This is a genomic window from Flavobacterium sp. (assembly GCF_027490375.1).
GTDB lineage: Bacteria > Bacteroidota > Bacteroidia > Flavobacteriales > Flavobacteriaceae > Flavobacterium.
Genome location: NZ_JAIXYH010000016.1, coordinates 1 through 12,547 on the forward strand (window position 1 = coordinate 1; position 12,547 = coordinate 12,547).

The following is a 12,547-nucleotide window of genomic DNA, read 5'->3' on the forward strand; positions in this document are numbered from 1 at the left end:
ATCTTTTAATCTTTTAATCTTTTAATCTTTTAATCTTTTAATCTTTTAATCTTTTAATCTTTTAATCTTTTAATCTTTTAATCTTTTAATCTTTCAATTTTCACTACATCACTTCGGTTGACCACAAAGGCACAGAGTTCACAAAGTTTTTACACGATGTCAAAAAAGCGTTATTTTTTCCTTTATACCTCTATTTCAATTTTTTCACTTTTTTAAATCTTTTCAATTTTTACTACATCAGTTTGGTTGACCAAATAGGCACAGAGTTCACATAGGATTGACAAGATATCCAATAAGTAAATTTTATTTCTTACTGTTATTTCTTTTTCGCTTTTTTAGCTTCTTTTACTTTTTTCGCTTTTTTAAATTGCGTTGCTTTCCCGCGCGAACGGGTGCAGCGATATCCTTTTTTGCGTTTCGGTATTTCCACTACTGTTTTGGCAAAAAAGATAAAGCGGAACACGTGACGGCGTGAACTTCTTTTGCGCAGCGACGACTCGTTTGCCGGCGCGCCCAAATAAAGTACAATAAAAAAGCGCCCGGAAGAGCGCTTTGTAAGATTTCGTTCCAAATTCTACGTTGACAGTACGTTATGGGTTACAAGTCTTTAACTAGGTCGAAATCTTTTTCTAAGGTACGCATTAATTCGTTCGGAAAAACATTTAATGTGCTTTTTTTCAATTATTTAACGATTTTATTTTTCGAACCTAACATTTCGCAGTATGGAGTTTCCACTTTGTAAACAGTTGTTAAAACAGCAAGTGATAATCGGCTTTTTTGAGGTGTTTACAGTTAATTACACCGAAAAAATAAAAACCCAAACTGCATTAGTGCACTCGTTTTGCGCCCATCGTTACATTGAAAATTGTTGAAAAATCGACTGAAAAAACATCTGCGAGTTTTGATTGGAGGTGGGTTTACAAAGCGGAAATCAGCTACTTTTGCAAGAAACTAACACCCATGAAAAACGTTGCTTTGCACGCGCTACACGAGCAATTAGGCGCTAAGATTTTGCCTTTTGCCGGATATAATATGCCCATAACTTACGAAGGCGTTAATGCCGAACACGAAACCGTTCGAAACGGCGTCGGCGTGTTTGATGTTTCGCATATGGGCGAATTTCTCGTATCCGGTCCAGCTGCCTTACCTTTAATACAATACGTTTGTAGCAACGATGCGGCAACTCTTGAAATTGGTCGTGCGCAATATTCTTGCTTCCCTAACGGTAACGGCGGTATTGTCGACGATTTGATTGTTTATCGCATCAAAGAAGAACAATATTTACTTGTTGTTAATGCCTCTAACATCGATAAAGATTGGGCGTGGATCAACCAACACAATACTTTTGGTGCCGAGCTTAAAAACTTATCCGATAACTATTCGCTACTGGCCATCCAAGGACCTAAAGCGGTTGAAGCGATGCAAGCATTAACATCGGTAAACCTGGCTGAAATTCCGTATTACCATTTTGTTGTAGGTCCGTTTGCGGGTATCGAACATGTTATTATTTCGGCTACTGGTTACACCGGATCGGGAGGTTTTGAGATTTACTGCAAGAACGAAGAAGTCGAACAACTGTGGAACCGGGTATTTGAAGCAGGTGCGTCTTACGGAATCAAACCAATAGGACTTGCTGCACGCGACACTCTGCGTTTGGAAATGGGGTATTGTTTATACGGAAACGAAATAGACGACAGCACTTCTCCCATTGAAGCCGGTTTGGGTTGGATCACGAAGTTTTCTAAAGATTTCATCGATAAAGAGCGCTTAGAAGCACAGAAATCGGCTGGCGTTTCTAGAAAATTGGTAGGTTTTGAATTAACCGAACGCGGCGTTCCAAGACAAGACTACGAAATTGTGAATGAAACCGGTGCCGTAATTGGTAAAGTAACTTCCGGAACAATGTCGCCTTCATTAAACAAAGGAATTGGTCTTGGTTATGTAGAAACTGCTTATGCAAAAGTGGGTACCGAAATTCGCATTCGCATTCGTAAAAACGACGTAGCAGCACAGGTAGTAAAATTGCCTTTCTACAGCAAATAAGATGAGGAGAAATTTCTGGGTTGTCGCGCTATGTGTGCTTGGAAACTTCGCGTGGTCGCAGAAATTGGTTTATTGCGAGCGCTTCGAAGCTATGGTTAACTTTTTAAAAGTCAATCATTTGCAACCAAAACCCATTGATGAAAACCTAAGTAAATACCTGTTCGACGGTTTACTAACCGACTTGGATCCCAATCGGAGTCTGCTGTCGAAAACCGATTACGAAGAGCTCTCTGGATACCGAACGCAATTACATACTTCGCTTTTAAAAAAAGACTGCTACTTTACCGAATTGGTTTGGAATATTTACGTCTCTGCTTTGAACAGAAAGTTGCTGTATTTTAAAAACATTGATGCATCATTATTGCGAACGGAAGGCAGCGAAACGCTTCGATTCTCAACCGAACCTTTTGAATTTGATGTCACGGTAGAAGATCTTCCAAAGCTGTGGAACAAACGTATTAAATACATTGCCCTAGATGAAGTTGCGCGTTTGAGCAAAAACAAAGATTCGCTTGCTCCTTTTGTAGAAGAATTAGCGGCAGCAAAGCGTTCAGAAATTGTAGCGCGCGAAGTTTGTCGTATAGAGAACATCCTCAATAAGCAAGGAGAATTAAACGAGGAAATTGCCGAAACGCTCCTCAATTTAATTGGTTCGTATTTTGATCCGCACACCAATTACTTCAATGCCAGCGAGGCCAAGAGTTTTATGTCGGGATTGGCCACTGCAAACAAGAGTTTCGGACTCATGCTTGAGCTCGATGAGAAAGAACAACTGATTGTTGTTGGTATCTTGCCGGGCAGTTCGGCAGCAAAAGTTCCGGGTATTCAGCCAGGAGATATTATTCGTAAAATTCGCTTGCCAAGAAATGGTTTCGAATACGATACTGCGTGTAGCAATATGGACCAACTTGCTAATATTATTTATGGCGAAGAAGAGGAGGAAGTAACGTTTGAAATTGAAAAGCAAGATCAGCGTCGTGAAAAAGTTACGTTGACTAAAAATTTGGTTCCATCGGTAGAAAACACACTTACTGTTTTTGTTTCTGAAACTTCACCGAAAGTAGCTTATATAAAAGTGTCGAGTTTTTACAGCGACTTTGACGGCAGTAATCGCGGACTCACAGCTGATTTTCTGGAAGCCCTTTTAAAATGTGAAAACGAAAAAGTAAAAGGACTTATCATCGATTTATCGGGCAACGGTGGCGGTAGTGTCGACGAAGCGCATCGGCTATCATCGCTATTTATTGAGGGTCCGGTGGCATACAGTTCCGATAGAAACGGCCAAATTAACTATTATCAAGACTTAATACCGTTCTATAAACCAGACTATCCCATTGCGATCATCACCGATGGAACTTCGGCATCTGCTAGTGAATTCTTTTCCTCTGCTATGCAAGATTACGGTAAAGCTATTGTTTGTGGAACCGCTTCTTGCGGAAAAGCAACAATGCAATTTATAACACCGATAGACAAACGAAGTAATAGCGATTTGTGCAAAGTTACAGCTAGAAGTTTTTTTAGACCAACAGGCGAGACCATCCAAAAACAGGGAGTTATTCCCGATATTGAGTTGCCTACCTTATACAATAATGTGATAACTAGAGAAGCGAACTTTGAAACAGCTTTGAATATTCCGAAAGTGAAAGTTCAGAAACCAAGTGGACTGCGTAAGTTTAGAAAACTAAAGTCGCTTAAAAAGAAAAGTTTAGCTCGTGTTATGGCTTCGCCTTATTTTGCAGAAATCCGACGCGTTAATCCGCTTATCGAAAAATTAGCCAGCGGCGAAAACAAGGAAATACCGCTAAAATTTCAAGCAATTTACGAGCAAGTTCACAGCATCGACGAATTGTACTCGGAAGTTTTGGCATTAGACAAACTAACGACAGGCATTAAATTCAAGAATTTAGGTGTCGATGCAGCAAAAGTTCAGGGAGATCCGTTTACTGCAGAACTCAACAAGATGGCATTAGATGAAATCAACGGTAACTTTAGATTGGCTGAGGTCTATCGAATTCTGAAAGATTATTTAGGAAAATAATGAAATGACGGCGATGGCATTTGCAGCATAATCTTGCAAATCTTATTTTTGACCGTTTTTTGAAAATACAACTATGGGAAGAGCATTTGAGTTTCGCAAGGGAAGAAAAATGAAAAGATGGTCGGCGATGGCCAAAGCATTTACACGTATCGGTAAAGATATCGTTATGGCTGTAAAGGAAGGCGGACCTAATCCCGACGCCAACTCGCGTTTACGTGCGGTAATTCAGAACGCGAAAGCGGCGAATATGCCGAAGGAAAACGTAGAGCGCGCGATTAAAAAAGCAACTGAAAAAGATACTGCGAATTACAAAGAAGTACTTTTTGAAGGCTACGCACCGCACGGAATTGCTATTTTAATTGAAACAGCAACCGACAACAACAATCGTACGGTGGCGAATATTCGCAGCTATTTCAATAAATGTAATGGAACATTAGGTACACAAGGTTCGGTAGAATTCATGTTCGATCATACCTGTAACTTCCGTATTCCTAAAAACAACATTGATCCAGAGGAACTTGAATTAGAACTGATCGATTTTGGTGCAGAAGAAGTTTTCGAAGACGAAGATGGAATTTTAATTTATGCGCCTTTTGGCAGTTTTGGTGCCATTCAGAAAGAACTTGAAAATCGCAATTTAGAAATTTTAAGTTCTGGTTTCGAACGCATTCCTCAGGTTACCAAAGCATTAACGCCGGAACAAGTTGCCGATGTAGAAAAACTTTTGGAAAAAATTGAAGAAGACGATGATGTACAAAACGTATATCACACAATGGAAGAAGCTGAATAGCTCGTTTTAAATTTCAAATATCCCCGAGGCTGCAAGAAATTGTAGCCTTTATTTATGAGGCAAATCTGTACTTAAAGATTGCTTTTTTTAGCTAGTTTCCGATTCGCTTGAATTGAAATGCAATCGTTGTCGAGTCGTCGGAAATATCGGCTTTGATGTCGTTACCCATTTTGAAATATCGGATTTGTTTTGGGAATTCGTTCTGATTATTTCGGGACGTAAATGAGGTGTCGGTTTGTTGCGTAAAGGAAAAACGCGTTTCTTTTTTCTCGCTGGGCATTCGAACAACGTACTCCCAGTTGTTTTTGCCTTTTTCCAGCTGCAGCAACTCTTTAAAAACCGTGTCGGTTCCTTGCAAAGTATACCCCATACCACGAAAAAGCGAATCGTTTATTTTGTGCCACTCTTCAAAAGTTCGCCGACCGGCTTGCTCGTTCGTGCGTTCCCAATTACCTATTAACCAGCCGAAAACCGGGCGATTCTCAGTTTTTGCTTCTTGTTTTCGATCCGAGCAAGAAATCAAAATTATTCCAAAAAATGCAATGCCTAAATAATACCAGTAGCACGTTTTATTCATAGCAACAGTGAGTTATAACTTACTCATTAGTAACAATTTCAATAGTATTTTCTTCAATCGTTTTTGACGATTCCATATCCATTGTTGTTGTGTGAATACCGTAAACCAACCAACCCGAATCGTGAATCAAGGCTGAGGTATAAATATCCCCTGATACTTTCGTGTCCTTAGAAAATTCAAAATCCTTTTTGGCACCCATCGATTTTGTTAGCGAGTCAATATAATCACCCATAACTTTTTTCAATGCTTCGCTATCAAAAATTTGCCTGCATCGAATAATATAATTGTCTTCCTCTTCAATAATTTCATCTAAAAATAGCGTCAAATCTGTCGGAATTTCTGAGCCTGTCAAAGGAAAAGGGATTGGAATTTTGTTGGTTATCTCTTCTCCCAATTTAACTTTTATCCCATGAAAAAAGTGAAATTGCTGTATATCCTTAATTGCAGCTGATTCGATATACTCGCGTGAACAAAACTTAGCTTCGAGATTTTTGAGTAGCTGCTCGATCTCTGGCTTGTCCGAAGGAATGTCATTAAAAATCTTTTTAAAAACTTTACGGTAAAATGCGCTTATTTCTTCCCAGTTTATCAATTCAACGAATTCGCCTAATTCTGAGATTTTGTATATGAACTTGATATCTTTAGATAAATCGTTAAGTTTTTGATACAGTTCATTGTTCTCACTTGATTTACAGTACAAATACTTCCATTCTATCGTATAACTATTTGCAGTAGAATCGAGTACTGTTACCGCTACACGACAGTTTATCACACTCGTTTTTGTAGTGTCGGTTCCCTTTACCTTGTACTTTGTCTTTTCGAGATCAAAAATTTGCTTTTCTCCTTTACTCCAGTAGGCAATCACTTGTACTGTAGAATCAGCTTTATTGATTTGCGCCGAAACCGCATTAGCAGCAAAAAAGAAAAGGAACATCAAAAGAAAACTTCGAAAGCGCTTTTTGAAAAAACAAACCATCATAGTACCGACGTTTACTATTTTACAACGACGAACTATGTCGCTACAAATAAGATTATACGTGCCTAAACTACAATTATTTTCGAAATACTAAACAAGTTTCTCGCACATTTTTATGAAGTAACTACCAACAAAAAAAGTCTCCCGAAACGAGAGACTTTCCTATAAACCTATTGTTTTTTACATGTGAATCGGTCGGTTTGCCGAACTTGCTAAAGCCGCTTCTTTTACCGCTTCTGCGTACGTTGGATGTGCATGACTCATACGTGCGAAAAAAGTGTATTCGGTTCACAACGAAAACTTTGGCAAAAACTCGAGGACTAGACAGCGAAATCCTACTTCCTGTAAAAAAAATGAGACGAAGTCAATTGGCAAAGTTGGTTTAGAACTCCCAAAAGGCGCGCCTCATTTTAAATGCAAATGTAAAAAGATTTTTCATGGAAACCTTAGAAGTTTAAAAACGACATTAAAGAGGCTTTCGAACAACTCGAGCGTTTTACCAATCAAACCTTTATTGCACAAGACTTAAAAGGCAATGATCTAAAAAATGGTTCAAGGACAAAAGAGGTCGCGGAACTACAATAATTGATACAGAACAAGCAAGCAGTTATATACATTGTTACGTCGCGAAGTTCGTAACTCTGCTCATTATGGTTTTAAGACGCTCTCTTCCTAAAAACCTGTTGTTTTTTACATGTGAATTGGTCGATTCGCCGAACTTGCTAAAGCCGCTTCTTTTACTGCTTCTGCGTACGTTGGATGTGCGTGACTCATACGTGCAATATCCTCGGCCGATGCGCGGAACTCCATTGCTGTAACGGCTTCGGCGATTAAATCGGCTACACGAGCACCAATCATGTGCACACCTAAAACTTCGTCGGTTTTTTCGTCGGAAAGTATTTTTACAAATCCGTCGGTGTCGCCGCTAGCACGCGAGCGACCTAAAGCTTTGAACGGAAACGAACCCGATTTATATGCAATTCCTTTTTCCTTCAATTGCTCTTCGGTGTAACCTACAGCAGCTACTTCAGGCCAAGTGTAAACAACTCCTGGAATCAAATTATAATTAATATGCGGATGCTGTCCGGCGATCGTTTCAGCAACAAAAACGCCTTCTTCTTCCGCCTTGTGCGCTAACATGGCTCCAGCCACAACATCGCCAATTGCATAAATGTGTGGTTGAGCTGTTTGCAATTTATCGTTAGTTTCTACTTGTCCTCTTGCGTTTACAGTAATTCCTGCTTTTTCAAGATTCAAACCGTCGGTGTAGGCACGGCGACCCACAGAAACCAGAGCGTAATCGCCCACAAGTTCTACTGTTTGTCCTTTGGCGTCGAGAGCCACTACTTTTACTTCGTTACCGTTGCGTGAAACTTCTTGCACTTTATGCGACGTGTAGAATTTCATGCCTTGCTTCTTGAAAACTTTGGTAAGCTCTTTTGAAAGCGCCGCATCCATAGTTGGAATAATTCGATCCATGAATTCGACAACCGAAACTTCAGCACCTAAACGACGATAAACCTGACCTAATTCTAAACCGATAACGCCACCTCCGATAATAACCAGATGTTTGGGAACTTCTTTCAGTTTCAAGGCTTCGGTAGATGTTATAATACGCTCTTTATCAATACTTATGAATGGTAAACTTGCAGGTTTACTTCCGGTAGCAATAATGATGTTTTTTGCGGATAAAACCTCCGAAGAACCGTCGGCTTTGGCAACCGAAACTTGATGCGCATCTACAAACGAACCTACGCCTTCAAAAACAGTGATTTTGTTTTTGTCCATCAAATACTTAATTCCACTTACGTTTTGGTCGACAACCGATGCTTTGCGCGAAATCATTTTTGCAAGATCGAAAGAAACTTGTCCGCCTACCGAAATACCGTGGTCTTCCAGATGGTGAATCGCATCGTAATAATGGTGCGACGAATCGAGCAGCGCTTTCGAAGGAATACATCCTACGTTTAAGCAAGTTCCGCCTAAAGTGCTGTATTTCTCAATGATAGCAGTTGAGTAACCCAATTGTGCGCATCTGATTGCAGAAACGTATCCGCCCGGACCCGATCCAATGACTACGACGTCGAAAGTATTCATAAGTGTTTTTTTAGATTAAGCGTTGCAAATTTAGGGTTTTGAACGATTTGTTTTTGAACACAAGTCGTTTTTAGGTGCTAAAAAAATGTGAATTTCACGCAGAGCAATAATTGCGAAATTCTGGCGCCTGTTTTGCTTTCACATTAAAACGCCAAAACATGCGAGCGCTTCACTTCGTTGATCTTAAAAATACTGTGCGTACTCGCGATATAATCAATGGTTGTAAGCTTTTCGACTAAGAATTTCCGATAGGCTTCCATATCCCGAACGGCAATTTTAAGAATGTAATCGTAGTCGCCACTTACGTGATAACATTCCAAAACCTCGGGGAGCAACGAAACGGCCTGCTCGAAACCTGTTAACAACGCTTGTTTATGCTGCTGTAATTTGATGTGGCAAAAAACCACAAAATTCTTATCGACACGCACTTGGTCGACTATAGCAACATAGCCCGCAATTACGCCCGACTTTTCTAGCTTTTTGATGCGTTCGTGAACGGCTGTTGTGCTTAGATTAAGTTTCAAGCTCAGCATTTTGGTAGTCTGCCGACAATCGGTTTGCAAAGCCGTAAGCAATTTTTGATCGAGGATGTCGAGTTTTACTGTTTCCATTCTATGTAAGTGTGATACTAAACGAATTTATAGAAAATTATTCTATAAAAATTATAAAAAACACTGTTGCATTCTAATTTATGATGTAAATGTAGTTTTTTATTTGGAAACGATTTTAATTTGACGTTCACGCGCAGCCCGGATTGCAGCAAAAAGCCTTGGCTAAAGCAGTTGCAGTGCGGCTTACTGCGGCAGAGCGACCCAAGAAGCTACTGCCACAGTGTAGCCAAACGCAGCTGATTTAGCGAAGCTTGACGCGAAAAGCCGGATAGCTGCCCAAAAACAACAAATTATGGAGAATTTTAAACCTGCCGATCGCATTCAAGACTTGCAATATTTCGGCGAATTTGGCGGCGTAAACCCGTCGATAAGCGACTCGTCGACCTACACTTTTTTGTCGGCAAAAACGATGTTCGACACGTTTGAAGGCAATGCCGAAGGATGTTATTTGTATTCGCGTCACTCCTCGCCTAGCAACTTGTATCTCGACCAAGCGCTAGCAGCCATGGAAGGCACTGAGGCTGCGAATGTTGCGGCTTCGGGCATGGGCGCTATCACGTGTACGCTTTTGCAAATTTGCGGACAAAACGACCACATTGTTTCGAGTCGAACCATTTACGGAGGCACTTACGCTTTTCTGAAAAATTTCGCACCAAAAATGGGTATAAATACAAGTTTTGTTGACATCACGAAACTCGATTTAGTAGAAGCTGCTATAACGCCTCAAACCAAGGTACTTTACTGCGAAACCGTAAGTAATCCGCTACTGGAAGTTGCCGACATTTCAGGCTTATCAAAAATAGCAAAAAAGCACGGACTTTTACTGGTTGTCGACAATACTTTTTCGCCGTTATCGGTTGCTCCTGCTGTTTTGGGAGCCGATATTGTTTGCCACAGCTTAACCAAATACATCAACGGAAGTTCGGATACCGTTGGCGGAGTTACCTGTGCATCTCGCGCATTTATCGACAGCATGAAAAGTGTAAATACAGGAGCTTCGATGTTACTTGGCCCAACTATGGACAGTTTGCGATCGGCTAGTGTAATGAAAAATTTAAGAACGTTACATATTCGAATGAAACAACACAGTCATAACGCTTTATATTTAGCCACAAAGTTTGAAGCCGACGGACTCAAAGTGGTGTACCCCGGTTTGGCGAGTCATCCGAGTCATAAATTGTACGCTTCGATGATCAATCCGGAGTACGGCTTTGGCGGTATGATGACTATTGATGCGGGTTCGCTCGATAAAGCCAATGAGTTGATGGAACTGATGCAGCTCCGCAATTTGGGGTATTTGGCTGTGAGTTTAGGCTTTTACAAAACCTTGTTTTCGGCTCCAGGAACCTCGACTTCGAGTGAAATTCCGTTAGAAGAACAGCAAGAAATGGGATTATCCGACGGCTTAATTCGCTTTTCGATTGGCTTAGACAACGACATTGTGCGCACCTACCACGAAATGAAAAAATGTATGGAAGAAGTGGGCGTTTTAGAAAAAAGTTTTGCTTAAAATTTGGGCAACCCGGCGGCTATATTCGTAATTCAAGAAAAGTCGCCGGTTTTTTTTTACTTTGAACTTATAAAATTTTTATCGTTGCATTACCGGTAAACGAAGTGTTCAAATAGTCTTTCATAAATCCATACAAACTTAAATCTTCGTCTAAAGTGGGCCAATGAATACCGGTTCCTTGTGCGATGAGTAAGAAATTATCGCGATCAACCGACTTCGCAGTTGACAAACGAGGATATTTAAGTAACGAATCAATTAGTAACTGATTGGTATTTAGCGTGATATTGATTAAATCGTTCTCAAAAGTTACAGCAGTGATTTTCAACTGCTTTGCGGCAATAAATTCTTGAATGGGATCGTATTTTTTATCTAAAGTATTCATACCATTTTCGTTTAAGCAAATCTGCGTTTCAGAGAATACTACTTTTCTGAATTTCAAAGTTACGTATTTGAACTTTGAAACTTCTGTTAGTCTTTATTTTTTCAGGGCAACCCGGCGGCGACCGTTCTTCAACTAAAAGTCGCGCCGCCGTCGGGCATTTCGCTGCAAGTTTGCGCACTGCGGGCTATAAAACTAACAGCGAACAAAACAGCTGCTTCTGTTAGTCGCACTGTTTTTTTCGTTTTATTAGCCCGCAGTTTTGCAAAGCTTTTCGCTGCATTCCCTGTTGCGGAAATACGTTTCCAAAAAATCGATTACTTTTTTGCAACTTTGCCCGTTGAACCTGCTTTTCCCAAAAAGAATTAGCAAAAACGGCTTTATATGGACGAGTTGATAAAATACTTACTCTTTACTTGTTTAGCAAATGGACTCATATTTGGATTCATATTTATTTTCAGCAGAAGCTATGAAAAAGCGCTGCCATTCTTAGGACTATTTTTAATCGCGTATTCAAGTATCAATTTTGAATGGTTGTTTAACGACTTGCCTTATTTGCCAATAAATTTTTACTACGCAGTAATGCCCTTATTTTACTTGTATTTTCAAAGTATTTTCGGGCAATTTAGAAAGAAGTTACTGTTGCATTTGATACCTGCGTTGCTTGAATTTTTATTTTTTTCCGCTTTTTTATTTGTTCCCGAGTGGGGAGATCAGTTTTATACCAAAGAAAACAAAAATTTTATCTTAGTAACAATGGTCTATCTTCCCCCATTATTCAACTCTTTTTATGCAATTCGAATTCTTTTTGAAATTAAAAATTTAAAAAATCTCATTCTCAATTCGTATGTAACTGCCAATCAAAACAACTTAAGATGGATCGAAGTTACGTGCGTGATTTTCTTAGTTGATTATAGTATCGAAGTTACTGGATCAATAATCGAGTTTAATTCAAGTTTAGATCAGTATGTATATACCTACGACGCCGTTGCTTCTAGTTTTGTTGTACTTTGGGTTGCGATATTTGGCATGAAGCAACGAATTTTGCGTATTCATGAACTTAATGCAACTTCGGCTAAAGATGAAGACGTTAGTTACATGACATCTAACACAACAAAAAGCACGACAAATTCTATCAGGCCCGAACTTCAAAATGACGATTTCTATAAAATAAAGAAACTCATTGAAGATACAAAACTGTATAAAAATGAAGACATCAATTTATTTTTGGTTGCCGATTTATTAAAAATGCCACCAAAAACAGTTTCAAGACTTATCAATCATTTTGCAGGAAAAAACTTTAGTCAGTTTATTATAGAATACCGCGTAAACGCAGCAAAGGAACTTTTAAAAAATAGCGATTACGATCGATACAATCTTGCAGGAATTGGTCAAGAAGTCGGGTTTAAAAACAAAACTTCTTTCTTTATCAACTTTAAAAAAGCTGTAGGTATAACACCTCTCGAGTATCGAAAAGACAACAAACTACTAGAAAAATAGTTCAGAAATCCGATTTCTTAACGAGA

At 39.5% G+C, this 12,547-nt stretch carries 10 protein-coding genes; 5 read left to right on the forward strand and 5 right to left on the reverse strand.

What is annotated here, in order from left to right:
• Positions 1-960 precede the first annotated feature (960 nt).
• From gcvT to Q0064_RS01860, 3 genes are all read left to right on the forward strand, one after another.
• Positions 961-2,043: a glycine cleavage system aminomethyltransferase GcvT gene (gcvT, locus tag Q0064_RS01850; protein WP_298143434.1), complete on the forward strand. Its 1,083-nt coding sequence runs from the start codon at positions 961-963 to the stop codon at positions 2,041-2,043.
• 1 nt (position 2,044) lies between these two features.
• Positions 2,045-4,081 carry a S41 family peptidase gene (locus tag Q0064_RS01855; RefSeq protein ID WP_298143437.1) on the forward strand — a complete coding sequence of 679 codons (2,037 nt, stop codon included), beginning with the start codon at positions 2,045-2,047 and terminating at the stop codon, positions 4,079-4,081.
• Positions 4,082-4,154: 73 nt separating this feature from the next.
• Positions 4,155-4,871 carry a YebC/PmpR family DNA-binding transcriptional regulator gene (locus tag Q0064_RS01860; protein WP_094486847.1) on the forward strand — a complete coding sequence of 239 codons (717 nt, stop codon included), beginning with the start codon at positions 4,155-4,157 and terminating at the stop codon, positions 4,869-4,871.
• Positions 4,872-4,962: 91 nt separating this feature from the next.
• Here Q0064_RS01860 and Q0064_RS01865 read toward each other — a convergent pair whose 3' ends face one another.
• From Q0064_RS01865 to Q0064_RS01880, 4 genes are all read right to left on the reverse strand, one after another.
• Positions 4,963-5,448 (reverse strand): DUF6265 family protein, encoded by a 486-nt coding sequence (locus Q0064_RS01865; protein ID WP_298143442.1) that lies wholly within the window; start codon positions 5,446-5,448, stop codon positions 4,963-4,965.
• A gap of 19 nt (positions 5,449-5,467) precedes the next feature.
• The gene (locus tag Q0064_RS01870) at positions 5,468-6,382 is read right to left on the reverse strand and encodes a hypothetical protein (RefSeq protein ID WP_298143445.1); all 915 of its coding nucleotides are present in this window, start codon (positions 6,380-6,382) and stop codon (positions 5,468-5,470) included.
• A 732-nt stretch (positions 6,383-7,114) separates the two neighbouring features.
• Positions 7,115-8,521 (reverse strand): dihydrolipoyl dehydrogenase, encoded by a 1,407-nt coding sequence (gene lpdA / locus Q0064_RS01875; protein WP_298143447.1) that lies wholly within the window; start codon positions 8,519-8,521, stop codon positions 7,115-7,117.
• A 143-nt stretch (positions 8,522-8,664) separates the two neighbouring features.
• On the reverse strand, positions 8,665-9,132 hold the full coding sequence (locus Q0064_RS01880) for an Lrp/AsnC family transcriptional regulator (protein ID WP_298143450.1): 468 nt from the start codon (positions 9,130-9,132) through the stop codon (positions 8,665-8,667).
• A 292-nt stretch (positions 9,133-9,424) separates the two neighbouring features.
• Between Q0064_RS01880 and Q0064_RS01885 the strand changes: the two genes are divergently transcribed.
• The gene (locus Q0064_RS01885; RefSeq protein WP_298143452.1) at positions 9,425-10,642 is read left to right on the forward strand and encodes an aminotransferase class I/II-fold pyridoxal phosphate-dependent enzyme; all 1,218 of its coding nucleotides are present in this window, start codon (positions 9,425-9,427) and stop codon (positions 10,640-10,642) included.
• Between the two features lie 67 nt (positions 10,643-10,709).
• Here Q0064_RS01885 and Q0064_RS01890 read toward each other — a convergent pair whose 3' ends face one another.
• On the reverse strand, positions 10,710-11,081 hold the full coding sequence (locus Q0064_RS01890) for a DUF2442 domain-containing protein (protein WP_298143455.1): 372 nt from the start codon (positions 11,079-11,081) through the stop codon (positions 10,710-10,712).
• 324 nt (positions 11,082-11,405) lie between these two features.
• Between Q0064_RS01890 and Q0064_RS01895 the strand changes: the two genes are divergently transcribed.
• Positions 11,406-12,521 (forward strand): helix-turn-helix domain-containing protein, encoded by a 1,116-nt coding sequence (locus Q0064_RS01895; protein WP_298143458.1) that lies wholly within the window; start codon positions 11,406-11,408, stop codon positions 12,519-12,521.
• Positions 12,522-12,547 lie beyond the last annotated feature (26 nt).